The sequence below is a fragment of the Sphingomonas sp. genome, from assembly GCF_019635515.1.
In the GTDB taxonomy this organism is placed as follows: domain Bacteria; phylum Pseudomonadota; class Alphaproteobacteria; order Sphingomonadales; family Sphingomonadaceae; genus Sphingomonas.
Map to the genome: position 1 here is coordinate 1,583,573 of NZ_JAHBZI010000001.1, position 23,748 is coordinate 1,607,320.

Genomic DNA, 23,748 nt, shown 5'->3' on the forward strand with positions numbered 1-23,748 from the left:
GGGTGGGATGTGACTGCGACAAAGGTGACTAAAATGGGCGCACGTGCCACGGCGACGCTCCTCGCGGGGACCATCCTTTCCGGAATGGGCCTGAGCGGGGCGGCAATCGCGCAAACTGCCCCGGCGGCCGCACAGGAGGTCGCCGCGCCTCCCGTTCAGGAGACCCGCACGGTCAAGACCCTGCGAGTCGAAGGCTCGCAGCGTATCGAGCCCGATACGGTGCTGTCGTATACCCGGCTTCGCGTCGGTACCGAATATACCAACGAAGTCGTCGATCAGGCGATCAAGGACCTGCTAGCCTCCGAACTGCTCGCAGACGTGCAGATCGAAGGGGTCGATACCGGCAATCTGGTGATCCGCATCCGCGAGAATCCGGTGATCAACCGCGTGATCTTTGAAGGCAACAAGCGCCTGAAGCAGGAAAAGATCGACAAGGAGGTCAAGCTCCGCCCGCGCCAGATCTTCACCCGCACCGCCGTCCGCGCCGACGTCGCGCGCATTATCGAGCTCTATCGCCGCCAGGGCCGCTTCGCCGCCAATGTCGAGCCGAAGATGGTCAGCCTCGACCAGAATCGCGTTGATGTGGTGTTCGAGATCAACGAGGGGCCGAAATCTAAGGTTCGCCAGATCAACATCATCGGCAATGAGGTGTTCTCCGACGGCAAGCTGCGCGGCGAGATGGCGACCAAGCAATCACGCATCACGTCGTTATTCAGTTCGAACACGTCGTACGATCAGGACCGCCTGGCCTATGACCAGCAGAAGCTGCGCCAGTTCTACCTGACCGAAGGCTATGCCGACTTCCGTGTGATCTCGGCGGTCGCCGAGCTCACCCCGGACAAGAAAGACTTCATCATCACCTATGTGGTGGAGGAAGGCCCGCGCTATAAGTTCGGTCCGGTGACGGTCGATAGCGCGATCCGCGATTTCGATGACAAGAAACTTGCCGCCGCCGTGCCGATCAAGGAAGGCCAGTGGTATAACGCCAAGGCCGTTGAGGATACGGTCGAGCAGCTCAGCGAGACCGCGGGCATCTTCGGTTACGCCTTTGCCGATGTCCGTCCGGATTTCCAGCGCGACCGCGAGAACCTGACGATGACGATGAACTTCCGCATCGCGGAAGCCAATCGCACCTATATCGAGCGCATCGACATCACCGGCAACCGCCAGACCCAAGACAAGGTGATCCGCCGCGAATTCCGTGTGGCCGAGGGCGACGCCTTCAACACCTTCCTCGTCAAGCGCTCGCAGGACCGCATCAACTCGCTGGGCTATTTCCAGGACAAGTTCGAGATTGAACGCAAGGAGGGCTCCGCGCCCGACCGCATCGTTCTCGCTGCGAACGTCGAAGAGAAGGCCAATGGCGAACTGACGCTGTCGGCCGGTTTTTCGAGCCTTGAGCAGTTCATACTTCAGGCATCGATCCGCCAGCGCAATTTCCGCGGCAAGGGCCAGACGATCTCGGCGTCGGTCGATTACTCGACCTATTCGAAGTCGGTTGAACTGGGCTTTACCGAGCCATATCTGTTCGACACCAACGTTGCGCTGGGCGGTTCCGTTTTCCGTCGCGATTACAACGCGTTCAACTATATCGGCTCAGATCGTCGCACGACTTATGGCCAGGTCTCGACCGGCTTCCAGCTCGTCGCCGGTGTGCCGCTTACCGAATACTGGACGCTGTCGGGCCGCTACTCGCTGATGCAGGATGATGTGACGCTGGATCGCTCCAGTTTCTACACCGACATGAACGGCAACGGCTCTTTTGACGCGAACGAATGCGATCCGGTCAAAGCCGGCCGCTATTATTGTGAGGCCGTTGGCAAGCGCATCACCTCGCTGGTTGGCCTGTCGCTGATCTACGACAGCCTTAACAGCCGTTTGCGCCCGACCCGCGGTCAGCGCCTTACCCTCGGCACCGATTTCGCCGGCCTTGGCGGCGACGTGAAATATGCCCGTGCGCGCATCGATGCGGACAAATATTGGAGCGTCGGCGGTGGCTTCATTTTCTCGGTTTCGGCTGAAGGCGGCTACATCCACAGCTTCGAGAAGGCGAAGTCGCCGGGCAGCGACCCGGTTCGCATCACCGATCGCTTCTACCTCGGCGAGCCCCAGTTCCGCGGCTTTGACATTCGCGGTGTCGGCCCGCGCGTCCAGCGCATCGCTTATACCGGCGATCCGACGACCGGCACGCAGCTGCTGGTCACGGACCGAGAGCAGATCATCGACGACGCGATCGGCGGTAAGGCCTATTATCTCACCAAGGCCGAACTCGAGATTCCGCTGGGCGCCGGCGCCGCGGAAATGGGCCTGCGTCCGTCGATCTTCGTAATGGCGGGCAGCCTGTTCAGCATCACGCGGCCGGCCAAGACGATCGAGTTCACTCAGGCGCGCGATACTTCAGGCACGCTGCTGTATAATACCGATGGTTCGCCGACGCTGTTGCCCAAGGACAACCTCATAAACGACGCGAACGGAAACGCGCTTTATGTCGTGAGTGGTAGCGACACGACCAATGCCGGTGCGTTGACCACCTGCACGGTGGGCTTCTCGGCCACCTCCGGGGGGCCGTGTATTGGCACCTCGATCAATACCCGGTATAATGTTCCCACCGCGCCGTTCTTCGAGCGCTATGTGGGCGACAGCGCCCGGCCACGTCTTTCGATCGGCTTCGGCGTCAACTGGAATTCGCCGTTCGGACCCCTGCGCATCGACATCGCGAAAGCGCTGCTGAGGGCCAAGGGCGATGACACCAAGCTCGTAACTTTCAATGTAGGGACTCAGTTCTGATGATTACCAAGAAGCGCATTATCGCGAGCCTGCTCGCCGCGCCGGCGGCGTTCGCGTTCGCGGCGCCCGCCATGGCGCAGACCGCCAATGGCATCGCCTTTGCCAATCCGACCTCGGTCGTCGGCAGTTCCAAGGCTTTCGCTGCGGCCAATCAGCAAATCTCGACGACGTACAAGACGTCGTTCGACCAGATGCAGCAGCGTCGTACCGCGCTCGACAATGAGCTCAAGCCGCTCGTCGCCCAGCTCGATACCAACAAGGACGGTCAGGTCTCGGACGAAGAGATCAAGGCTGCCCAGACCGCGAAGAACCCGGTGATCGACAAGATCAATGCGGCGCAGACCAACGCCCAGAATGACATCGGCAAGCTGAGCAACCCCGCCGCCCGCGCCGAGCTGTTCGCGATCGAATCGATCCTGCGCCAGTACGAAGCCGCGCAGCTCCGCGTCGTGACCGCCAAGAAGATCGCCGTCGTGCTTTCGCCGGAAGTCTTCATGTACGCGCCCGATTCAGCGGATATCAGCGAAGCGATCACCGCCGAGATCGACAAGACCACCCCGACCGTCAGCATCGCGCCGCCGGCCGATTGGCAGCCGAGCCGCGAGACCTTGCAGATCCAGCAGCAGCTCGTCCAGATCGCGCAGATCCGCGCCTATCAGGCGGCGGCGCAGCAGCAGCAGGCGGGAGCCCCGCCGGCAGCGCCTGCGGCCGGCAAGCCCGCTGCTGGCAAGCCCGCCGCTGGCAAACCTGCTCCCGCGAAGCCCGCCGAACCCCGGTGAGCGAAGTCGGATCCGGGGGCGCCAATATCGGCCCGCTCGATATCGGGCGGGTGATGGCAGCGCTTCCGCATCGCTATCCGATGCTGCTGGTCGATCGGGTCGAAGAACTCGTGATCGATCAGCGCATCGTCGCGATCAAGGCCGTCAGCATGAACGAGGAGTTCTTCCAGGGACATTTCCCCGGAAGGCCGATCATGCCCGGCGTCCTGCAGGTCGAAGCGCTGGCGCAGGCCGCGGGCGTGCTCGCGGTGGAAAGTCTTGGCCTCGCCGGTTCGGGCAAGCTGGTCTATTTCATGTCGATCGGCGGCGTGAAGTTCCGCAAGCCGGTCGAGCCTGGTTGCCTGCTCAAGCTCGAAGTCGAATTCGTCCAGAAACGCAGTCGCGTCTGCAAGTTCGCCGGCAAGGCGACCCTAGATGGCGAAATCGCGACCGAGTGCGAGTTCACCGCGATGATTGCGGACCCACCCAAGTCCTGAGCCTTTTTGCGGGCGGTTGCGTCGAGCGTGCGCCTCTGCTAGGCGCGCGCCTCCCGCCGCTGGTCGGTAACCAGTGGCTATCCCAAGGAATTCCACGTGAAGAACGACACGCATCCCGATTATCACATGATCAAGGTCCAGATGACCGACGGCACCGTCTTCGAGACGCGTTCGACCTGGGGTAAGGAAGGCGATCTGATGACGCTCGACATCGATCCGCTCGCGCATCCGGCCTGGACCGGCGGCCGCGGTCAGCTTCTTGATCAGGGCGGTCAGGTCGCGCGCTTCAACAAGCGCTTTGGTGGTCTCAGCCTCGGCAAGAAGTAATCGGGCGCCCGCAGAACGGGCCTTCGTTTCCACGAAAACGCCGTCCGGGAAACCGGGCGGTGTTTTCGTATCTGCTTCTTCCTTGGTGTCGTTAACGCGGCATTAGCCACGGCCGCGTTAGTTTTCCGGTATGGCAACCCAAAAGACCGCTCCCTTTGCCGCCGAGTATGAGCCCGCCGAGAACCTCGGCCGCCGCCGCAGTCCGCGCGCGCCGGTCTCGCTCGACGCGCGCATCGGCCGTGGCGGTCTTGACCGGACACTGTGCAAGGTCACTGACATCTCGCTGCACGGTGCGGGTATCCAGACCTATTCGGAGCTGCGCCTTGGCAACATGATCTGGTTGTCGCTGCCCAAGATCGGGCATGTCGCTGCGAAGGTCGTCTGGGTCGGGGATTTCGAAGCCGGCGTGGAATTCCAGGAGCCGCTGACAACCGAAGCGTTCGAGATACTTACGTCACAATGAAGCTATTTCGCGGCAGTCCGAACGGGGCCGCGTTGCTTTAAGTCTAAACCTCGGTCATCCCTTAACCACTTCACGGTTGGGGGACGGTGATGTTCAGGGGTTTGCTTTTCTGCGGCATCGTGAGCTGCGTTTCTGCGTCGGTTACGGCGGGCGAGCGCGATGCCGCTGTGCTGACGCCCAGCGTGCTGGCGGTTCCAGCACTGCCGGTTTCGATGCAATTCCCGGGTTTCGATGGCGCGTTGACGATTAGCGGCGACTTCGCGGTGCGGGTCCGCGACATGCCCGTTCCCACGGCGGCGATCGGTGCGCTGCAGAGCCGCCCCGCTTTCTATTTCGATATCACGCCCGCTGACACTGTCGAACCGGTTACCCTGATCTCGCGCTACGCTCTAACCAAACTGGACGCGCCGAAATCATGGCGCGTGACCGATCGTTTCGAACAAGCCACCGCCACCGCCAGCGGCTTCTACGCGGTGCGCGACGTGCTGATGGATCATCGCAAGCCGCGTCTGTTTCGTCCGTCGGCGTTCAGCACGATGCTGGTGCTGCGCATCGACGGCAAGGAGGAGAGTCCGGCGTTCAGTGTCGGCGGTGGTGGTGTGGCCTCTGCGCTTTGGCGGGTGATGCCGCAATAGGGGATTTACGGCGCATTGCGTCAGTCGGAAATCCTGTTTTGTCGAGTGGAGATGGGTCGAAATCGCGTTTGGCGCAGGCGCGGCGGGGAGTGATCGCCAACCCGCTCGGCCGTGGTGCCCTTCATAGTTTCCGAACCTGCCCTGGCGCGCCATCCCACGAGCCGGCACACGCGACAGCCGAACGGCATAGCAGGTCACCTTTCTGACAGGCTTTGAACCCTAGAGAAACCGAAGGGGATGCGATAATCGCCCGGTTCAGGAGAAGTTGAATGTCCGTAATCCAGTTCGCGCAGCCGCGAAAGGCGCTGTCGTCCGAGTTCCTGGACGCGATCGGCGTGATCTTTGGCGACCGGCTCAAGCTGGGTGAGGCGGTGCGCAGCCAGCATGGGCAGAGCGAGTCGCATTACGGCGAGATCCTGCCCGACGCGGTGGTCTATGCCCATTCGACCGAGGAAGTCGTGGCGCTGGTCAAGGCGTGCAATGTCCACGAGGTGCCGATCGTTGCCTTCGGTGCCGGCACTTCGCTGGAGGGCAACACGCTCGCGGTGCGCGGCGGCATCAGCCTCGATCTCAGTGAGATGAACCAGATCCTCGAGGTCAATGCCGAGGATCTCGACTGCACCGTCCAGGCTGGCGTTCGCCGCGAGGAACTGAACGCGTGGATTCGCGACCAGGGGCTGTTCTTCCCGATCGACCCCGGCGCCAACGCCACGATCGGTGGCATGGCCTCGACTCGCGCATCGGGCACCAACGCGGTGCGCTATGGCACGATGCGCGAGGCGATCCTGTCGCTACGCGTGGTCACGCCCGATGGCCGCGAAATCCGCACCGCGCGGCGCGCGCGCAAATCGGCCGCTGGCTATGATCTCACCCGATTGTTGATCGGCGCAGAAGGCACGCTTGGCATCATCACCGAAGTCACGCTGCGGCTGCACGGTATTCCCGAGATGATCTCGTCGGCGGTCTGCTCGTTCGAGACGGTCGGCGGCGCGGTCGATACCGTCGTCCAGTCGATCCAGCTCGGCATCCCGCTTGCCCGGGTCGAGATCCTCGACGATGTGCAGATCAAGGCGGTCAACCGCTGGTCGAAGCTCGACTATCCCGAGCTGACCACCTTGTTCTTCGAATTCCATGGTTCGCCGGCGCATGTCGAGGAGCAGATCGCGATGGTTCGCGAGATTAGCGGCATGAATGGAGGCGGCGCGTTCAAATGGTCGAATCTGCCCGAGGAGCGATCGAAGCTGTGGAAGGCGCGGCATGAAGCCTATTACGCCGCCGTCAACCTGCGCGCGGGGGCGCTGGGCTGGGCGACGGATGTGTGCGTGCCGATCAGCCGCCTTGCCGAGTGCATCCTCGAGACCAAGCAGGATCTGCTGAGCTGCAGCGTGCCGGGAACGATCGTCGGCCATGTCGGCGACGGTAATTTCCATGTGATCTTCTCGATCGACCCGAATTCGCCCGAGGAAATGATCGAGGTTGAGGCGTTCAACAAGAAGCTGGTGGCGCGGGCGCTGGCGATGGACGGCACCTGCACCGGCGAGCATGGCATCGGGCTTGGCAAGCAGGATGCGCTGATCGACGAGCTTGGCGACGCCGTCGGGCTGATGCGCCAGATCAAGATGGCGCTCGACCCCAAGGACCTGTTCAATCCCGGCAAGATCTTTCAGCTGTGATGAGCGTGGCGGAGAGGGTGGGATTCGAACCCACGGTGAGCTTGCACCCACGGCGGTTTTCAAGACCGCTGCCTTAAACCACTCGGCCACCTCTCCGCGCGAACGCCAGCTAACCGTTCATGCGGCCATGTGCCAGAAAATGTTGGTGAACGGGGACAAATGGGATTCACGGGCGCACGCGGCTGTGGCACTGTCGCCAGCATGAGGGGTTGGCGTAACGTATCGAGTTGGAGTTTGGCGCTGGCGGCAGCGGTGGTGCTGGCATCGCCCGCGGCGGGTCCGGCGGTGGCGCAGGACGAGCAGGGCTTTCAGGCATATCTCCAGCAATTGGGGCGTCAGGCGCGGGCCGAGGGCGTTAGCCAGCGCACGATCGACGCGGTGCTGCCCGGGCTCACCTATAACGCCCGCGTCGTCGAGCTCGATCGCCAGCAGCCCGAAAGCCGGCCCAACGCGCCGATCCCCAATTTCCAGCCCTACAAGCTCCAGCATGTCGATGCCGCGCGCATCTCGCAGGGACGGGCGGCCTATCAGCGTCAGCGCTGGCGGCTCGAGAAGATCGAGCGCGAGACCGGCGTACCCGAATCGATCATGGTCGCGATCTGGGGGCATGAGACAAATTACGGGAAGGTGATGGGCGGCTTCGACCTCCCCCGCGCGCTGGCCAGCCTCGCCTATGAAGGGCGGCGGCGCGAGCTGTTCTCCAGCGAGTTCGTCGCCACGCTGAAGATGATCGACCGCGGTGTGCCGCGCGAGAAGCTGGTCGGCAGCTGGGCCGGGGCGTTCGGCGGGCCGCAATTCCTGCCGTCGGTCTATCTGCGCCTGGCTCGTGACGGTGACGGCGACGGTGTGGCCGATATCTGGACCAGCGAGGCGGATACGCTCGCGTCGATCGGAAATTATTTCACCAACGCCGGCTGGCGCGCCGGCCAGCCCTGGGGCTTCGCGGTGAGCGTGCCCGCTGGCTTGAACCGCGACGCGATCAAGGCGCGGACCAACAGCCCGCGCTGTCCGCGCGTCCATGACCGCCACAGCCAGTGGAAGACGATGGCCGAATGGCGCGCGCTGGGCGTGGTGCCGATCAGCCGCGCATGGCCCGCCGACGGGATTCAGGCGAGCCTGCTCGAGCCCGATGGGCCGGGGAAGACCGCCTATCTGCTGACCGGCAATTACCGGGTGATCCTCGACTACAACTGCTCGAACTTCTACGCCCTGTCGGTCGGGCTGCTCGCGGACGAGGTGGAGCGCTAAACGCGCTTTTTACGCTTTCCGGCTAATCCTGCCGCTGATGATCTGGAAGACTAGCCTGGTTGCTGCTCTCAGCCTGACCCTTGCCGCGTGCGGCGGGGGCCGGGGCTATGCCGATTACGGCCCCGAAACCGCCGGCGGACAAGGTTCCGTCGCGGCGCAGAGCTGGGGAGGGGCGGGCGGTGAACGCGAGCGCTATCGTCAGCCCGAGTCCGTTTCCGCTCCGGCGCAGCGAGGCGAGGCGGTCGAGGCGCAATATCGCAATGATGGCCAGCCGGGCGCTTCCTACGCCGTGCCGGGCGCGAATCCTGTGCCGCAGCGCCAAGCCTATGCGCCGCCGCAGCAGCAGAACTATCGTGCGACGGAACCGGCGCCGCAGGATTATGCCGACCCCGCTGCGGGGATGGAGGGGCCGAGTGGTTCCTCGCGCTCGGGTAGCCAGCGTTACGACGAGGTCGGCTTTGCCGGAATCCGTCCCGTCGCCGGCGGCGGCGCGGCCGATGGCGCGGTGGTGGGGATTCACCGCTCGCTTCCGGTCAACAGCTTCGTCGAAGTGACCGCGCTCGATACCGGCAAGACGATCCTGGTGCTGATCACCGGTTCGCTGGGCGCGGGCGCCGATCATCCCATCGACCTGTCGGCCGGCGCGGCGCGCCAGCTTGGCTATGACCATCCGCAGACGATCGCGGTGCGCGTTCGCGCCGTCACGCCAACCGCCGCTGATCAGGCCGCTCTCAATCAGGGCCGGCCCGCGACTCAGCGCCCCGACACGCCGCCAGTACTGCTCAATGCGCTGCGCAAACATGTGCCCGCGGGCGGATATCGTCTCGCCGTCCAGCCGGTCGATCCGGGTTACACCGCGCCGCGCACCGCCACCACCGGCCGCGCGCCCGTCCGTTCTCCGGCGCGCGGCGGTTTAGTCGTTCAGGTCGCCGCACTTTCGAACGCGGCGAATGCGCAATCGCTTGCCCAAAGCCTTGGAGGGTTCGTAAAGCCGGGTGGCGGACTCTATCGCGTCCAGCTTGGGCCCTTCGCAACGCGCGCAGAGGCCGAAGCGGCGCGGCAGCGGGCCGCTGGCGCGGGATATGGAGATGCTCGCGTCATCGCCAATTAGCTGGACGGAGCCCCATGAAGAAGCTGATCGCCGCCTCGATTCTCGCACTGGCCGTAGCGGCCGTACCGACGAACGCGGCGAACCCGCCCTTCGATACCCCCGCGCCGATCGCCTATATGGAGGATATGTCCTCCGGCGCGGTGCTCTACGCCAAGGATGCCGACCGCCGCATCCCGCCCGCTTCGATGGCGAAGATGATGACAGTCTATGTCGCCTTCGACCTGATCAAGCAGGGCAAGCTCAAGCTCGACCAGCAGATCGAGGTGATGCCCGAGACGTGGAAGAAATGGCATTCGCAGGGCTCGACCATGTTCCTGGCGGTGGGCGAGAAGCCGACCGTTTCCGACCTGCTCAAGGGCATCGTCACGCTTTCGGGCAACGATGCCTGCGTCGTGCTGGCCGAGGGGATCGCCGGCACCGAGGAAGCGTTCGTCAATTTGATGAACCAGCAGGGCAAGAAGCTGGGTCTGACCAACAGCCAGTTCGGCACCTCGAACGGCTGGCCCGACGAGGGCCGCACCTATGTGACCGCGCGCGATCTCGCGCATCTCGCCAAGGCGACGATCCAGGATCATCCGCAGCTTTACAAGGACTTCTATTCGCTTCCCAGCTTCACCTGGGGCAAGACGCTGGGCGCTGGTGCCGATATCAGCCAGGCCAATCGCGACCCGCTGCTCGGCAAGGTCGCGGGTGCCGATGGTCTCAAGACCGGCCACACCGAAGAGGCCGGCTATGGCTTTACCGGCTCGGCCGAGCAGGGCGGGCGCCGCCTGGTGATGGTTGTCGCCGGCCTCGACACCTATTCCGGCCGCGCCGCGGAATCGGTCAAGTTCATGAACTGGGGCTTCCGCGCCTGGTCACCACGCCCGATCGTCGGCAAGGGCAAACCGGTTGGCGATGTCGCGGTGCAGGGCGGCGGTTCGAGCAGCGTATCGGTGATCGCGCCGCGCGACCTTGCCGCCACCGTGCCCGCAGGCACCTCGCCCGAGATGCAGGGGCGGATCGTCTATCAGGGACCGGTAAAGGCGCCGATCAAGGCGGGCGACCATATCGCCGATCTCGTCATCGATTCGCCGGGGATGCCGCAGCAGACCTTGCCGCTGGTGGCGGCGAATGATGTTGGCGAGGCCGGGTTCTTCCGGCGGGCTTGGCTTGGGTTGTGGAGCCTGTTCGGCCTCTAAGCCGATGCAGATCGGCAACGATTCCGCCCGCGAGGCGCTGGCCGCGGCGATGGCGAGCGGGGCGCTGCATCATGCCTGGCTGATCGCTGGGCCGCAGGGGGTGGGGAAGGGGCGCTTCGCCCGGCAAGCGGCGCTGCGGATGCTCGCTGAGGCCGCCGAGCCCGAATCGCTGCCACCGGGCTGGGACGTGCCCGAATCGACGCGCACCGCGCATTACGCCTCTTCCGGCGCGCATCCCGATTATCGCGAACTGGCGCGGCTGCCCAAGGATCCGGACAAGCCCGACGAGGCGCTGGCGCGCTCGATCACCATCGCGCAGGTTCGTGGTTTGCAGGCGATGTTCGCCAACAAGCCGTCGCTATCCTCAAGGCGCGTGGTCGTGATCGACGCGATAGACGATCTAGAGCGCGCCGGAGCCAATGCCTTGCTCAAGAGTCTGGAGGAGCCGCCACAGGGGACGATCTTCCTGCTGGTCAGCCATTCGCCGGGGCGGTTGCTGCCGACGATCCGCTCGCGCTGCCGCTTGCTGCGCTTCGAAGCGCTGGCGCCGAGCCAGGTGGAGGCGATCGTGCGCGAGCATCTGTCCGAAGCCACGCAGGCCGAGATCGATGCGCTGGTTCGCGCCGGCGAAGGATCGCCGGGGCGGGCATTGAGCTTCGCGGGACTCGATCTGGCTGCGCTTGAGGCCGAAATGGATGCGCTGGCCGACAGCGGAGACGCCAATAATGTCATTCGCTCGCGCCTGTCGAAGCTACTCGGAGCCAAGGCGGCGCAGCCGCGCTACGAAGCGTTTCTCGATCGCGCCCCGACCTTTATCGCCGAACGCGCGCGCGTCCGTTCGGGCGAGGCGCTGCGCACCGCGCTCGATACCTATGCCGCCGCGCGCGAGCTTACCGCCAGCGCGCTCGGACTGTCGCTCGATGCCAGCGCGACGGTATTCGAAATGTCCGGACTGATTGCGAGAATCGGCGCGCGCTGAAATTTGTTCAGCTTGCGTATCGACAACGCGGCCTAGGCCCTTCAAACGGTCCGCACCATCAAGGAGTAGAAACGATATGCGTCTTGTTCTCCCCAGCCTCGCCGCCACGATGATGTTCGCCGTCAGCGCGCAGGCCCAAGACGCTCCTGCTCCTGCTCCCCACCACGCCCCCATCGTCGGCGGTTTCAGCGCGATCGAAGTCACGCCGGAAGTGACCAAGGCTGCCGAGTTCGCGCTGGGCGAACTGAAGATCCCGGCCGATCAGCTTGATCATGTCGAGCAGGCCAAGCAGCAGGTCGTCGCCGGCATGAACTATAATTTCGTGCTCGTGCTGAAGGACGGCCGCAAGTTTCGCGTCCAGGTGTGGGCAAAGCTGGATCGCAGCCATGCGCTGACCAGCAGCGAAGAACTCCACGCGCATTGATCGCCGCGCCATCTTAACCATCAATTCAATGCCGATGGTCTAATGCGCTCTCACACAGGGGAGAAGACCGTGACCATCGGCATCACCGGCGCCAACAGCGTAGCGAATATCCAGCCCGTGACCGGCCCAAAGCCCAAGTCCGCCGCCGATTTCGCGGCGATCCTCGACGCTTTCCAGAACGAAGCCGCCAAGACGCCCGCCGAGCGCGCCCGCGAGATCGTTCTCAAGAAGCACGACATGAGCGAGGACGACTACAAGGCGCTGCCCCAGGCCAAGCGCGACGTGATCGACCGCGAAATCGCCGACATGGTCCGCAAGATGACCGAGGAGAAGACCGGCGTCCCGATCGGCGAGCGCACGTTCGACATCTCCCGCCTGCTCGGCTGAGGCTTTCACAGGGGAGCAATCCCCTCTAAAGGCCGCGCATGGCCGAGCCTTATTACATCTCCACCGCGATCCATTATCCCAACGGTCGTCCGCATATCGGCCATGCCTATGAGATGATCGCCGCCGACGCGATCGCGCGCTTCCAGCGCCAGCAGGGCCGCGACGTCTTCTTCCAGACCGGTACCGACGAGCATGGCCTCAAGATGGTCAAGACCGCGCGCGACCGGGGCATGACGGCGCGAGAACTGGCCGACGAGATGTCGGGTTATTTCAGTGAGATAGCGGAGGTCCTCGATATTTCGTGCGATCGTTTCATCCGCACCTCCGAGCCCGGGCATTACAAGGCCAGCCAGGCGATCTGGCAGGCAATGGCCGACGCCGGCGACCTCTATATGGATCGTTACGAGGGCTGGTATTCGGTTCGCGACGAGGCGTTTTACGAAGAGAAGGAACTAACCGGGGAAGGCGATGACCGCCTGTCGCCGCAAGGCACGCCGGTCGAATGGACGGTCGAGGAGACGTGGTTCTTCCGCCTCTCCAAATATCAGCAGCCCCTGCTCGATTTCTACGCCGCCAATCCCGACTTCATCCGCCCGGAAACGCGCCGCAACGAGATTTTGCGCTTCGTCGAGGGCGGGCTGGTCGATCTTTCGGTCAGCCGCACCAGCTTCGATTGGGGCGTGCCGGTGCCGGGTTCGCCGGGGCATGTGATGTATGTGTGGGTCGATGCGCTGACCAATTACATCACCGGTGCGGGCTATCCGGACGATCCGGAGCGCTTCGCCAAATACTGGCCGGCGGATTTGCATCTGATCGGCAAGGACATCGTCCGCTTCCACGCGGTCTATTGGCCAGCCTTCCTGATGTCGGCCAAGCTGCCGCTGCCGAAGCAGGTGTTCGGACACGGTTTCCTGCTCAATCGCGGGGAAAAGATGTCGAAATCGACGGGCAACGTCATCGACCCCATGGAATTGGCCGCGCTCTACGGCAAGGATGCGCTACGCTATTTCCTGTTGCGCGACGTCAGCTTCGGCAATGACGGGACGTTCAGCGACGAAGCGATCATGACGCGGGCCAATGCCGATCTGTCGAACAGCTTCGGCAATCTGGCGCAGCGCGTGCTCTCGTTCGTCGCCAAGAATTGCGACGGCAAGATCGAGCCCGGCGAGAACCAGTTGGCCGATCAGGCATTGCTCGATGAGGTCGCGACCGCCTGCCAGCAGTTCGACGACGATTTCCACGATCTCGCGCTCAGCCAAGGGCTCGAATCCTGGATGCGCGGGGTCTTCGCGTGCAACCAATATGTCGATGCGCAGGCGCCATGGGCATTGCGTAAGACCGATCCAGCGCGGATGCATGGCGTGCTGGCGACCTTGCTCAAGGCGATCCGCCTGCTGGCGACCACGATTCAGCCGGTGATCCCATCATCGGCCGCCAACCTGTTGGCGCAACTCGGGCTCGAAGGCGATGAGGACTTTCGTATCGCGCCGCCGACCCCCATCTTCCCCCGGCTGGAGCTGAAGGAAGACACAGAGGCATGAAGCTCGCCGACAGCCATTGCCACCTGATCTACAAGGGTCTGGGCGAACAGCAGCCCGAGGTGCTGGCGCGGGCGCGCGAGGCGGGCGTGCTGGCGATGCTCAACATCTCGACGCGCGAGCGCGAATGGGACGAGGTGATCGCGGTTGCCGAGCGCGAGGCGGACGTCTGGGCTTCGGTCGGCATCCATCCGCACGAAGCCGACGAGCATCCCGATGTCGATGCCGCCAAGCTGATCGAAAAGGCGCGGCACCCGCGTGTCGTCGGCATCGGCGAAAGCGGGCTCGATTATTACTACGACCATTCGGATCGCGACCGCCAGCGCGCCAGCTTCCGCGCGCATATCGCAGCGAGCCGCGAGACCGGGCTGCCGATCATCGTCCACACCCGTGATGCCGAGGAGGATACCGCCGAGATCCTGCGCGACGAGATGGGGAAGGGGGCGTTCCCCGGCGTGATCCACTGCTTCACGGCGAGCGGGGCGTTCGCCGATATCGCCCTCGATCTCGGTTTCTACATCTCGATTTCGGGTATCGTGACGTTCAAGAGCGCCAGGGATTTGCAGGAAACCGCGGCGCGGCTGCCGGTCGAGCGGCTGCTGATCGAGACCGATGCGCCGTTCCTCGCCCCGGTGCCGCACCGGGGCAAGACCGGCGAGCCGGCGTTCGTGGCGGATACCTGCCGGTTCCTGGCCGGGTTGCGCGGCGTCGATGCCGACGAACTGGCGGATGCGACCCGCGCCAATTTCCATGCATTGTTCGCCAAGACGGTCGCGTGAAGCTCCGCATCCTCGGTTCGGGAACGTCGTCCGGTGTTCCTAGGATCGGCAATGACTGGGGCGCTTGCGATCCGAACGAGCCGAAGAACCGCCGGACGCGGGCTTCGGTGCTGGTTTCGACCGAGACTACGCGTATCCTGATCGACACCAGTCCGGACATGCGCGAGCAGTTGCTTGCCGCGGACATAAGCAATGTCGATGCGGTGATCTGGACGCACGATCACGCCGATCATTGCCACGGCATCGACGACCTTCGCCAGATCATGCATGCCCGGGATGGTGAGCCCGTACGCGGCCTCGCGCGGCCGTTCACGCGCGAGCAGCTCGAGATTCGCTTCGCCTATGCGTTCTTCGGGCGGAAGCTGTACCGGCCGACCGTGGCGATCGAGACATTGCCGGATAGTATTCAGATCGGCGACATTCGCGTAACCGTCACCGATCAACCGCACGGCGGCATCACTTCCGCCGGACTTCGCTTCGATAGTAACGGTAAATCAATAGGTTATGCCACAGACTTTCATGAAATGACGAACGATATGCGTGCGCTCTATTCGGGGCTCGACCTATGGGTGGTCGATGCGCTGCGCCGGGCGCCGCACCCGACGCATCCCAATCTGGATTCGGTGCTGGGCTGGGCAGGGGAACTGGCCCCGCGCCGTACGGTCCTGGTTCATATGGACCATAGCATGGACTATGCCGGGCTAACGGCTACGCTGCCCAAGGGCGTCGAGCCGGGATATGACGGAATGGACCTGTGAACGACGATTTGCTGAGCGGGATCCTGCTGGTGGGCGTGCTGGTGCTGGCGGCGCGGGCGATGCTGACGCGGCGAGCGTCGTTCGCGACAATGCTGGGCAGCCTCTTCTCCTGGGCCGCGATCGGCCTCGTTTTGTTCCTCGGTTTCAATCACCGCGATGAGATCGACGCGTTCTTCGCGCGGATGGGCGGATATGAAGAGCAGCGTGCCGAAGGCGGTGCCGTCCGCATCCGCATGGCGCGCGACGGGCATTTCTGGGCCAATGTGAAGCTTAATGGCTATGAGCGGCGGATGCTGATCGACAGCGGTGCGACGATCACGGCGCTCTCAGCCAAGACCGCGGCGGCGGCCGGCGTCGATCCCAGGAGCGGCAAGATGCCGGTTACCATCGAGACCGCCAACGGCGCCGTCGAGGCGGCATCGGCGAAGATCGACAAGATTGAGATCGGACCGCTCAAGGCCGAGGATCTGCATGTCGTCGTCGCCGAGGCGTTTGGCGACATGGACGTGCTGGGCATGAATTTCCTGTCGCGGCTCAAATCATGGCGGGTGCAGGGTAATGAACTGATCCTCGAACCCGACGGCGCGAACGCCGTCGAGGCCGCCGCCGTACAGGCCGAGCCGCCGGCACGGACCAGCCGCGGCGGGGAGAAGAGCCACCCGGGCATCACCGCGCGGAAGACCCCCGTCGAACAGGAATAGATTTTACATAATGTATATTATCGTTCTTACGGATCGCGTGGAGAAGGCCCCCCTCTCGTGAATTCCCCGCCGGAAACGCGCCCTTCCGATATTGAGCGGCTGGTTCGCATCATGCAGCGACTGCGCGATCCCGAAACCGGCTGTGAATGGGACACCGTCCAGACCTTCGCGACGATCGCGCCCTACACGATCGAGGAAGCCTATGAAGTCGCCGATGCGATCGAGCGCAGCGACATGGTCGATCTCAAGGACGAACTCGGCGACCTGCTTCTCCAGGTAATCTTCCACAGCCGCATGGCCGAGGAATCCGGCCATTTCGATCTGGCGGATGTGGTCGCGGCGATCAGCGACAAGATGGAGCGGCGGCATCCCCACATATTCCTCGGCGCTGTGGACGGCGGCCATCACCTGTGGGAACAAATCAAGGCCGACGAGCGGGGGACAAAAGGGTATCAGGGCGCGCTGGATGGGGTAGCGATCGGCCTCCCCGCCCTGCTTCGCGCCGAAAAGCTACAGAAGCGTGCGGCACGGACCGGCTTCGACTGGCCCGATCCGAGCGGCGCGCGGGCAAAGATCGACGAGGAACTTGCCGAAGTCGAGGCTGCGGCCAGTCAGGCCGAGCGCGAGGAAGAAATTGGCGATCTGCTGTTCGCGGCGGTCAATTGGGCGCGGAAGCTGGGCGTCGATCCCGAAGCGGCGCTGCGCGGGGCGAACGCCAAGTTCGAAAAGCGCTTCAAGGCGATGGAGGCTGAGGCCGGCGACGCCTTTGCCGGGCTCGATCTCGATGCCAAGGAGGCATTGTGGGCGGCTGCCAAGACTCGGGAATAACCCGTTAGACCGCGCAGTTGGTCTCGCGCCGGGCCGCGTCGATTTCGGCGAAGCGGGCTTTTTCGTCGATCAGGATCCGCACCAGAGCGATGCCGCGCGGTCCCAAGACATGTACCGGCATATATCCGGCGGGTGCCGTCTGCCCCGGGGCGACGATGGCAACGCGGAACGGCGTGGCGGATTCCGTCGCGTTGCGGACGAACACTGCGTCGGTCTGGGCATCGAATATCGACAGCGACCAATAGGGTGCGGTGGTCACCGGGACCGCGTCGATCCGCAGCGGGCCTTTGCTCAGGTCGAACGGGCAACTCGAATAGGCGAGATCAGGGCTCGGCCGGACGATGGCGCGCGAGCGGTCGTCGGCCAGCGGTGCGTGGGTGAAGTGATTGGGGCCGCCGACCTTCTCGATCCGGCTGACGGCCAGGACCATCAATATGCGCGGGGTGGCGATCAGCGCGGCCTGCCAGGCGACAAGCGCGGCGACGATGCCGATCAGCAGCGGCAGGCCCCAGCGGCGAATCATGCGCAGCTCTCGCGCACGATCCGGGGCAGTTCGTCGCGGGTGAAATCGCGCTTCCCGGCCTCTGCGGGCAGATAGGCGCGCAGGGTCAGCTCGAATTTCGCTACGCCTCCGGTCGGGAGCCAGTGCCCCGGCTGCGGATCGGGCGCGGCGACGATCTGCCAATGGGTCTGCGCGGCGGCGGGCAACCCGGTGCTGTTGATCGCGTAGATGCGCGGCGCATTGGCCACCAGATAGCCGTCATGGCCATAGAGCGTGATGCTCCACCAGCGCGCGGGCAAGGCGCCGCCGGCGATGCGGTAGCGGCATTTGCCGTCGAGCGGCGCTCCGGCATCGTCCACAGCGGCGTTGTAGTAACGCGCCTCGCGTGCCGGTAGCGCCAGCAGGCCGCGCAATGCGATCACCGCGCGGGTCCTCGCGCCGGCTTCAGCCGATCCATAGTCGCTGCCGGTAGTCCAGGGACCGACTGCGCTGGTGGCCGCAGCGCCCGAGCGCACCGTCAGCGCCGCGCCGCCGATGCCGATCGCCGCCCCGGCAAGCAGGCATAGAAGGCTGCGGGCGACGAAGCCGAGTCTCATCCCCGCATACCGAAGCGTTCATAGTCGCGTGGCGCCATCCGCACTTCATATACAGCGCGGTCGCCCTCGATCACCTGCGACAGGACATCACCATGCTGGTGCAGCCATGCCGCCCCCGCCCCGTCGCCGGCATCGAGCGTGACGGTGTAGCGGCGGTGACCCTCGGTCAGCCGGGCGGCGACGGTTTCGACGAGGAGCGCCACCCCTTCCCCGGTCAAGGCCGAGAGCGCGACGACGTCCTCGCGCCGGGTCGCCTCGGCCAGCGCCTGCTCGCGGCGCTCATCGTCGAGCAGGTCGAGCTTGTTCCAGGCCTCGAAGCGCGGGGTTTCCAGCGACACGCCGATCTCGCCCAGCACCTTCTCGACATCGGCGCGCTGGGCCTCGCTATCCGGGTGGGCGATGTCGCGGACGTGGATCAGCAAATCTGCCGAGATCACTTCCTCGAGCGTTGCCTTGAACGCCGCGACCAGTTGCGTCGGCAATTCGGAGACGAAACCGACCGTGTCGGAGAGGATCGCCTTGTCGATGCCGGGCAATGAGATTTGCCGCAGCGTCGGGTCAAGGGTGGCGAAGAGCAGGTTCTCCGCCATAACGTCAGCACCGGTCAAACGGTTGAAAAGCGTGGATTTCCCGGCATTGGTGTAACCGACCAGGGCAATCACCGGCCACGGCGCGCGCTGGCGGCGGTCGCGATGCAGCCCGCGGGTTCGGCTGACCTGGTCGAGTTCCTTCTTGAGCCGGGCCATGCGATCGCGGATCAGGCGGCGATCGGCCTCGATCTGGGTTTCGCCCGGGCCGCCGAGAAAGCCGAAGCCGCCGCGCTGGCGCTCGAGATGGGTCCATGACCGCACCAGACGGCCGGCCTGATAGTCGAGATGGGCGAGTTCGACCTGCAGCCGCCCCTCGGCGGTGCGGGCGCGTTCGCCGAAGATTTCGAGGATCAGCCCGGTGCGGTCGATCACCTTGCAGCCGAGCCCAGTCTCCAGGTTGCGCTGCTGCACGGGCGTGAGCGAGGCGTCAAACACCGCGACTTCGATTTCGAGATCGCGGACGCTCTCGGCCAGCGCCTCGACCTGCCCCGAGCCGATCAGCGTGCCCGGCTTGGGCTGGCGCAGCTTGAAGCTAATTTTTTCGATCACCTCCAGGCCGATCGCCAGCGCCAGACCTGCGGTCTCCTCAAGGCGTGCGTCGGCATCGCGCGAAGAGCCGCCGGTGTCCGGATAGACAACGGCCGCCTTCGCGCCGCGCGCAAATTCGCTGGCGTCTCTGTCGAATCCGGTAGTCATTCGGGCTTAATCGTCGTCGGTCCCGTTCGTTTCCTCCGCCAGGTTCAGCGGATGCGCCGGCTGGATGGTGGAAACCGCGTGTTTGTAGACGAGCTGAGCCATGCCTTCGCGCTGGAGCAGCATGCAGAACAGGTCGAAGGCCGAGATCTGCCCCTGCAGCATCACGCCATTGACCAGGAACATGGTCACGCTTTCCTGCTGCTTGCGGACGGCATTGAGGAAAATTTCCTGTAAAACAGGGTTCTTGGACTGATGTTCTCCAAGTTGATCCAAGAATTGCGTCAGGTCCATCGGCCCGGCGGGCATGATCGTCGAGATCGCATGTTTGTAGATCAATTGCGACTGGCCATCGCGGCGCAGCAGTACCGAAAAATTATCGAACCAGGTGACGATCCCCTGGAGCTTGACGCCCTTTACGAGGAACATGGTGACCGGGGTTTTCGACCGGCGGAGCGAATTGAGGAACAGGTCCTGCAGCGAAGTCTGCTTGTCGGCCATTTTCCGCATTCCCTTGTATTCTTGGCGGGATTTTTCCCGCTATCGCGCCGTTTCCCGGCGTCGGAGCGCAGGTCGTTCCGGCCTGCTCGCCAAGCAATCTAGGGATTCGCGCCGCCAAGTCCAGCGGCGTGCCTTTACTCCTCCCGGCTCTCGCTGATGCCGAGCAGCTTCAGCTTGCGGTGCAGCGCCGAGCGCTCCATGCCGATGAAGCTGGCGGTGCGCGAGATATTGCCGGAGAAGCGGCGAATCTGGACCCTGAGGTATTCGCGCTCAAAGCTCTCGCGCGCTTCCTTGAGCGGTGCTCCCATGATCGCGCTCGATCCGATGCCGCCGCCGCTGTCGCCCGGTTTGCCGAGCACTTCCGCGGGCAGCAGGTCGAGCTCGATCCGCCCGATGCGGTCGCCGGGCGCGAGGATGACGGTGCGTTCGACGATGTTGCGCAGCTGCCGCACATTGCCGGGCCATTCGTAGCTCTGCAGCGCGACCATGGCGTCGTCCGCGACTTCGGGCGTCGGCACGCGGCGGCCGCTGGCATAATGGGCGATGAAATGCTCGATCAGTACCGGAATGTCCTCGCGCCGCTCGGTCAGCGGCGGGATAGAGACGGGGACGACGTTGAGCCGGTAATAGAGATCCTCGCGGAAGCGGCCCTCGGCGATCTCGTTCTGGAGATCGCGCGCGGTGGCCGAGACGACGCGGACATCGACCTTGACCACGCGCGTGCCGCCGACCCGGCTGAAGCTCTGATCGGTGAGGACGCGGAGGATGCGGCCCTGTGTCGCCAGCGGCATGTCGGCGATCTCGTCGAGGAACAGGGTGCCGCCATGCGCCTGTTCGAGCAGACCGGGACGGATCAGATCCCCGCCCTCTTCCACGCCGAACAGCTCTTCCTCGACGCGCTCGGGATGCATGCGCGCGCAACTGACGATGACGAAAGGCCCCGCCGCGCGCTGGCTCCAGCCATGGAGCAGCCGCGCCGCGACTTCCTTGCCGACGCCGGGACCACCGCTGATTAGCACCCGGCTGCCGGTGGAAGCGACGCGCTTCAAGGTCGCGCGCACGCCGTTGATCGAGCCGGATGTGCCGGTCAGATCCTCCTCGCGGCCGACAGAGGCGCGCAGCGTCGCCACTTCCTGACGCAGCCGTTCGGTCTCGGTGGCGCGTTCGACCATCAGCAGCAATCGCTCGGCTTCGAACGGCTTTTCGATGAAGTCGGCGGCGCCGCGCCGGATCGCGGCCACCGCGGTATCGAGATTGCCGTGACCGGAGATCACCAGCACCGGGATCGAGGCATCGCGGCGCTTGATCTCGTCGAGCAGTTCGAGCCCGTCGAGCTTCGAGCCCTGCAGCCAGACATCGAGCAGCACCAGGCTCGGCCGGCGATCGGCGATCGCCTCCAGCGCCGCGTCGCTGTCACCGGCGCCGCGGGTGGCATAGCCTTCGTCTTCGAGGACGCCGGCTACCAGCTCCCGGATGTCGCGCTCATCGTCGACGACGAGAATATCGAGGCTCATGATTTGGATTTTCCAGTACGCGTTAGAACTGCGGGGCGCGGATCGGCGCTGTCATCGTCGGGCGTGTCGGCCATGTTCGCCAGCAGATCGGTGTCGAAGCAGATGGTGACGCAGGTGCCGCCGCCGGGCCGGTCCGAGAAGGCGATGGTGCCGAAATGCTCCTCGACGATCTTCTTGACGATGGCGAGGCCGAGGCCGGTGCCGCCGGAACGTGTCGTCATATACGGCTCGACGATGCGGTTGCGCTCGACCGGCAGGCCCACGCCATTGTCGGCAAGCGTCAGGAGCACGCGGTGATCGCTGCCATGCTCGATGGTCATGTGGACATGGCCCTGGGGCAGCGCCTCCCCTTCCCCGCGTCCCTCGATCGCCTCGACGGCGTTCTTGACGACATTGGTCAGCGCCTGGCCGATCTGGCGGCGGTCGCAGATGATCGTCGGCGCGGGGTCAGGGGCGTCGAGCTCGAAGTGGATCGTCGGGTGGGCGACTTCGTGGAGGAACATCGCCTGGCGGGCGATATCGAGCAGCGACTCTTGCCGGAACAGCGGTTTGGGCATCCGCGCGAAGGACGAGAACTCATCGACCATCCGCCGCAGATCGCCGACCTGGCGGACGATCGTGCCGGTCAGCTTGGCGAAGGTGCCGTCATCGCTCTCGATCTTCTTGCCGTAACGGCGCTGGAGGCGCTCGGCGGCGAGCTGGATCGGGGTGAGCGGGTTCTTGATCTCGTGGGCGATGCGGCGGGCGACGTCGGACCAGGCGGCGCGGCGCTGGTCGTTCAATTGCTGGGTGATGTCGTCGAAGGTGAGCACCTGCCCGGCTTCGTCGCGGGTGATCTTGACCGCGAGGGTCAGCGCCTCGCCGCCGGTGGTGATCTGCACCACGGCCTCGCGCTCGTCGCCGTCGAGCATCGCGTCGAGCTCGGGGGCGATCCGCTTGAGCTTGCGACCGACCGGATCCTCGTCGCCCTGACGCAGCAACGCGCGCGCGGGCGCGTTGATCAGCCGCACCCTGCGGTCCGCCGCGATCGAGATGACTCCCGCCGATACGCCGGACATCACGGCCTCGATCAGCGCGCGGCGGCTCTCGAGCTGGGCATTTGCGGTCACGAGTTCGGTGCGCTGGTCTTCCAGCCGACCGGTCATGCTGTTGAACGCGCGCGCCAGCGTGGCGATCTCGTCCTGCGCCTTGGGTTCGGGCACGCGCACTGCGAGATCGCCCCCCGCGACGCCCCGCGCCGCGCCGACAAGTTCGCTGATCGGCCGCACCAACCGGTCGGCCACGGTGATCGCCACCCAAACCGCCGCGCCGACGATCAGCAGCGACAATAATAGCAACGCGCCGTTGAACTGGAGCTGGAGCGAGCGTGAGCGCTGGACGAGTGCGCGATAGTCGGCAAGCACCGCCTGCGCGCGCCGCGTTTGCTGGCTCATCTCGCCCACGTTTGAGAGGCGCCCGGCATAGACGTAGAGATTGTCCGCTCCCGGCAGCTGCGCGATCGAGCGGATGCGGTCGCCCGAGGCGATCGTCGAGGACTGGTGCTCGGCTTTGATCTTGGCGAGCAGGCCCGGATCGATCTCCTTGGCGAGATCGCGCTCATAGGGATTGACCAGCGCGACGGTGTCGATGGAGCCATTGGGCTGGACCGTGAAGATCACCGCCTCGCTGAGGCTGCGGTAATAGACCTGTCGTGCGAAAAACTCACGGAACGCCAGACTGTCGATCGGCGCGTCACGCAACCCGGCGGCGAGATCGCCCGACATCGCGGTCGTATGATTGCCGACGTCGGCGAGAAGCTGCTGATAGGAGGATTGCGCGAGCGAGCTGGCATTTTCGAGCATCCCGCGCGCCCGGTCGGAGAACCAGAATTCGACGCCATACTGAAAGAGCAGCGACGAGACGACGGTAACGAGCAGCACCGGTACTGCGGCCAGCACGGAGAAGATCGCGACCAGCCGGACGTGAAGGCCGCTCCCTCCGCCCATACCCGCCCGCGCCGAGCGGCTGCGCGCGATCCGGCGCCCGATCAGCACGAGCAGCGCGCCGCCGGGTAGCAGGTTCGCGATCAGCAGCAGCGCGACGATCGGCGGGGTGAGCAGGCGCGGGCCGCTCTCGCCTGTGATGGTGAAATAGGTGACTGCGGCGAAGGTGATCGCTAACGCGATGACCCCGAGCTCGACGACCGGCGTCACGCCAAAGCGCCGCTTGCGCGGCGCGGTTTCGGCTATCGGCTCGGAAACGGCATCCATCGTTGCCGGGTTACAACAAGAATGTGGCC

Annotated in this window: 24 protein-coding genes and 1 tRNA gene; 18 read left to right on the forward strand and 7 right to left on the reverse strand. The window is 64.6% G+C overall.

Annotation, left to right across the window (positions count from 1 at the left end; all coding sequences use genetic code 11):
- The first annotated feature begins 33 nt into the window (after positions 1-33).
- The 7 genes from bamA to KF730_RS07960 all read left to right on the forward strand — a co-directional run bounded on the left by bamA (position 34) and on the right by KF730_RS07960 (position 7,140).
- Entirely contained in the window at positions 34-2,787 is a 2,754-nt protein-coding gene (bamA, locus tag KF730_RS07930; RefSeq protein ID WP_294093638.1) for an outer membrane protein assembly factor BamA, read from the forward strand.
- Positions 2,787-3,566, forward strand: coding sequence for an OmpH family outer membrane protein (locus KF730_RS07935; protein ID WP_294093640.1), 780 nt, complete (start codon positions 2,787-2,789; stop codon positions 3,564-3,566). Before bamA ends, KF730_RS07935 begins: the two co-directional genes overlap by 1 nt.
- Positions 3,563-4,042 carry a 3-hydroxyacyl-ACP dehydratase FabZ gene (gene fabZ / locus KF730_RS07940; protein ID WP_294093642.1) on the forward strand — a complete coding sequence of 160 codons (480 nt, stop codon included), beginning with the start codon at positions 3,563-3,565 and terminating at the stop codon, positions 4,040-4,042. Before KF730_RS07935 ends, fabZ begins: the two co-directional genes overlap by 4 nt.
- Positions 4,043-4,138: 96 nt before the next feature.
- Complete coding sequence (gene rpmE, locus KF730_RS07945; protein WP_294093643.1) at positions 4,139-4,369, forward strand: 50S ribosomal protein L31; 231 nt, start codon at positions 4,139-4,141, stop codon at positions 4,367-4,369.
- Positions 4,370-4,499: 130 nt separating this feature from the next.
- The gene (locus KF730_RS07950) at positions 4,500-4,832 is read left to right on the forward strand and encodes a PilZ domain-containing protein (protein ID WP_294093644.1); all 333 of its coding nucleotides are present in this window, start codon (positions 4,500-4,502) and stop codon (positions 4,830-4,832) included.
- A gap of 119 nt (positions 4,833-4,951) precedes the next feature.
- Positions 4,952-5,467, forward strand: coding sequence for a hypothetical protein (locus KF730_RS07955; RefSeq protein ID WP_294093645.1), 516 nt, complete (start codon positions 4,952-4,954; stop codon positions 5,465-5,467).
- 269 nt (positions 5,468-5,736) lie between these two features.
- The gene (locus KF730_RS07960) at positions 5,737-7,140 is read left to right on the forward strand and encodes an FAD-linked oxidase C-terminal domain-containing protein (protein WP_294093646.1); all 1,404 of its coding nucleotides are present in this window, start codon (positions 5,737-5,739) and stop codon (positions 7,138-7,140) included.
- 6 nt (positions 7,141-7,146) lie between these two features.
- Here KF730_RS07960 and KF730_RS07965 read toward each other — a convergent pair.
- Positions 7,147-7,236 (reverse strand) — tRNA-Ser (locus KF730_RS07965).
- A gap of 105 nt (positions 7,237-7,341) precedes the next feature.
- Between KF730_RS07965 and KF730_RS07970 the strand changes: the two genes are divergently transcribed.
- From KF730_RS07970 to mazG, 11 genes are all read left to right on the forward strand, one after another.
- Positions 7,342-8,388, forward strand: coding sequence for a lytic murein transglycosylase (locus KF730_RS07970; RefSeq protein ID WP_294093649.1), 1,047 nt, complete (start codon positions 7,342-7,344; stop codon positions 8,386-8,388).
- A 37-nt stretch (positions 8,389-8,425) separates the two neighbouring features.
- The gene (locus tag KF730_RS07975; RefSeq protein WP_294093651.1) at positions 8,426-9,499 is read left to right on the forward strand and encodes an SPOR domain-containing protein; all 1,074 of its coding nucleotides are present in this window, start codon (positions 8,426-8,428) and stop codon (positions 9,497-9,499) included.
- Positions 9,500-9,513: 14 nt separating this feature from the next.
- Positions 9,514-10,680 carry a D-alanyl-D-alanine carboxypeptidase family protein gene (locus KF730_RS07980; protein WP_294093653.1) on the forward strand — a complete coding sequence of 389 codons (1,167 nt, stop codon included), beginning with the start codon at positions 9,514-9,516 and terminating at the stop codon, positions 10,678-10,680.
- A 4-nt stretch (positions 10,681-10,684) separates the two neighbouring features.
- The gene (locus KF730_RS07985) at positions 10,685-11,659 is read left to right on the forward strand and encodes an AAA family ATPase (protein WP_294093655.1); all 975 of its coding nucleotides are present in this window, start codon (positions 10,685-10,687) and stop codon (positions 11,657-11,659) included.
- A gap of 76 nt (positions 11,660-11,735) precedes the next feature.
- The gene (locus KF730_RS07990) at positions 11,736-12,083 is read left to right on the forward strand and encodes a cystatin domain-containing protein (protein ID WP_294093657.1); all 348 of its coding nucleotides are present in this window, start codon (positions 11,736-11,738) and stop codon (positions 12,081-12,083) included.
- A gap of 69 nt (positions 12,084-12,152) precedes the next feature.
- Complete coding sequence (locus tag KF730_RS07995) at positions 12,153-12,470, forward strand: hypothetical protein (RefSeq protein ID WP_294093659.1); 318 nt, start codon at positions 12,153-12,155, stop codon at positions 12,468-12,470.
- A gap of 38 nt (positions 12,471-12,508) precedes the next feature.
- Positions 12,509-14,011: a methionine--tRNA ligase gene (metG, locus tag KF730_RS08000; RefSeq protein WP_294093661.1), complete on the forward strand. Its 1,503-nt coding sequence runs from the start codon at positions 12,509-12,511 to the stop codon at positions 14,009-14,011.
- Positions 14,008-14,787 (forward strand): TatD family hydrolase, encoded by a 780-nt coding sequence (locus tag KF730_RS08005; RefSeq protein WP_294093663.1) that lies wholly within the window; start codon positions 14,008-14,010, stop codon positions 14,785-14,787. The genes metG and KF730_RS08005 overlap by 4 nt, the downstream gene beginning before the upstream one ends.
- Positions 14,784-15,545, forward strand: coding sequence for an MBL fold metallo-hydrolase (locus tag KF730_RS08010; RefSeq protein ID WP_294093665.1), 762 nt, complete (start codon positions 14,784-14,786; stop codon positions 15,543-15,545). The genes KF730_RS08005 and KF730_RS08010 overlap by 4 nt, the downstream gene beginning before the upstream one ends.
- The gene (locus KF730_RS08015; protein WP_294093667.1) at positions 15,542-16,246 is read left to right on the forward strand and encodes a TIGR02281 family clan AA aspartic protease; all 705 of its coding nucleotides are present in this window, start codon (positions 15,542-15,544) and stop codon (positions 16,244-16,246) included. Before KF730_RS08010 ends, KF730_RS08015 begins: the two co-directional genes overlap by 4 nt.
- Positions 16,247-16,303: 57 nt before the next feature.
- Positions 16,304-17,074, forward strand: a complete 771-nt coding sequence (mazG, locus tag KF730_RS08020; RefSeq protein ID WP_294093668.1) for a nucleoside triphosphate pyrophosphohydrolase — start codon at positions 16,304-16,306, stop codon at positions 17,072-17,074.
- A gap of 4 nt (positions 17,075-17,078) precedes the next feature.
- Here mazG and KF730_RS08025 read toward each other — a convergent pair whose 3' ends face one another.
- From KF730_RS08025 to KF730_RS08050, 6 genes are all read right to left on the reverse strand, one after another.
- Positions 17,079-17,597 (reverse strand): DUF1254 domain-containing protein, encoded by a 519-nt coding sequence (locus tag KF730_RS08025; protein WP_294093670.1) that lies wholly within the window; start codon positions 17,595-17,597, stop codon positions 17,079-17,081.
- Positions 17,594-18,172: a DUF1214 domain-containing protein gene (locus tag KF730_RS08030; RefSeq protein ID WP_294093672.1), complete on the reverse strand. Its 579-nt coding sequence runs from the start codon at positions 18,170-18,172 to the stop codon at positions 17,594-17,596. Before KF730_RS08030 ends, KF730_RS08025 begins: the two co-directional genes overlap by 4 nt.
- Positions 18,169-19,458, reverse strand: a complete 1,290-nt coding sequence (gene hflX, locus KF730_RS08035; RefSeq protein WP_294093674.1) for a GTPase HflX — start codon at positions 19,456-19,458, stop codon at positions 18,169-18,171. The genes KF730_RS08030 and hflX overlap by 4 nt, the downstream gene beginning before the upstream one ends.
- 6 nt (positions 19,459-19,464) lie before the next feature.
- On the reverse strand, positions 19,465-19,956 hold the full coding sequence (hfq, locus tag KF730_RS08040) for an RNA chaperone Hfq (protein WP_294093676.1): 492 nt from the start codon (positions 19,954-19,956) through the stop codon (positions 19,465-19,467).
- Between the two features lie 134 nt (positions 19,957-20,090).
- A complete protein-coding gene (locus KF730_RS08045; RefSeq protein ID WP_294093678.1) occupies positions 20,091-21,470 on the reverse strand; it encodes a sigma-54 dependent transcriptional regulator in 1,380 nt (459 codons plus the stop codon).
- Positions 21,467-23,719, reverse strand: coding sequence for an ATP-binding protein (locus KF730_RS08050; RefSeq protein WP_294093680.1), 2,253 nt, complete (start codon positions 23,717-23,719; stop codon positions 21,467-21,469). Before KF730_RS08050 ends, KF730_RS08045 begins: the two co-directional genes overlap by 4 nt.
- Between the last annotated feature and the right edge of the window lie 29 nt (positions 23,720-23,748).

Excerpts from the sequence above, each read along its gene's own strand:
- bamA (WP_294093638.1), top strand. The coding sequence starts at position 34 with ATGGGCGCACGTGCCACGGCGACGCTCCTCGCGGGGACCATCCTTTCC.
- KF730_RS07935 (WP_294093640.1), top strand. The coding sequence starts at position 2,787 with ATGATTACCAAGAAGCGCATTATCGCGAGCCTGCTCGCCGCGCCGGCG.
- KF730_RS07950 (WP_294093644.1), top strand. The coding sequence starts at position 4,500 with ATGGCAACCCAAAAGACCGCTCCCTTTGCCGCCGAGTATGAGCCCGCC.
- KF730_RS07960 (WP_294093646.1), top strand. The coding sequence starts at position 5,737 with ATGTCCGTAATCCAGTTCGCGCAGCCGCGAAAGGCGCTGTCGTCCGAG.
- KF730_RS07970 (WP_294093649.1), top strand. The coding sequence starts at position 7,342 with ATGAGGGGTTGGCGTAACGTATCGAGTTGGAGTTTGGCGCTGGCGGCA.
- KF730_RS07975 (WP_294093651.1), top strand. The coding sequence starts at position 8,426 with ATGATCTGGAAGACTAGCCTGGTTGCTGCTCTCAGCCTGACCCTTGCC.
- KF730_RS07980 (WP_294093653.1), top strand. The coding sequence starts at position 9,514 with ATGAAGAAGCTGATCGCCGCCTCGATTCTCGCACTGGCCGTAGCGGCC.
- KF730_RS07985 (WP_294093655.1), top strand. The coding sequence starts at position 10,685 with ATGCAGATCGGCAACGATTCCGCCCGCGAGGCGCTGGCCGCGGCGATG.
- KF730_RS07990 (WP_294093657.1), top strand. The coding sequence starts at position 11,736 with ATGCGTCTTGTTCTCCCCAGCCTCGCCGCCACGATGATGTTCGCCGTC.
- metG (WP_294093661.1), top strand. The coding sequence starts at position 12,509 with ATGGCCGAGCCTTATTACATCTCCACCGCGATCCATTATCCCAACGGT.
- KF730_RS08005 (WP_294093663.1), top strand. The coding sequence starts at position 14,008 with ATGAAGCTCGCCGACAGCCATTGCCACCTGATCTACAAGGGTCTGGGC.
- KF730_RS08025 (WP_294093670.1), bottom strand. The coding sequence starts at position 17,597 with ATGATTCGCCGCTGGGGCCTGCCGCTGCTGATCGGCATCGTCGCCGCG.
- KF730_RS08030 (WP_294093672.1), bottom strand. The coding sequence starts at position 18,172 with ATGAGACTCGGCTTCGTCGCCCGCAGCCTTCTATGCCTGCTTGCCGGG.
- hflX (WP_294093674.1), bottom strand. The coding sequence starts at position 19,458 with ATGACTACCGGATTCGACAGAGACGCCAGCGAATTTGCGCGCGGCGCG.
- hfq (WP_294093676.1), bottom strand. The coding sequence starts at position 19,956 with ATGGCCGACAAGCAGACTTCGCTGCAGGACCTGTTCCTCAATTCGCTC.
- KF730_RS08045 (WP_294093678.1), bottom strand. The coding sequence starts at position 21,470 with ATGAGCCTCGATATTCTCGTCGTCGACGATGAGCGCGACATCCGGGAG.
- KF730_RS08050 (WP_294093680.1), bottom strand. The coding sequence starts at position 23,719 with ATGGATGCCGTTTCCGAGCCGATAGCCGAAACCGCGCCGCGCAAGCGG.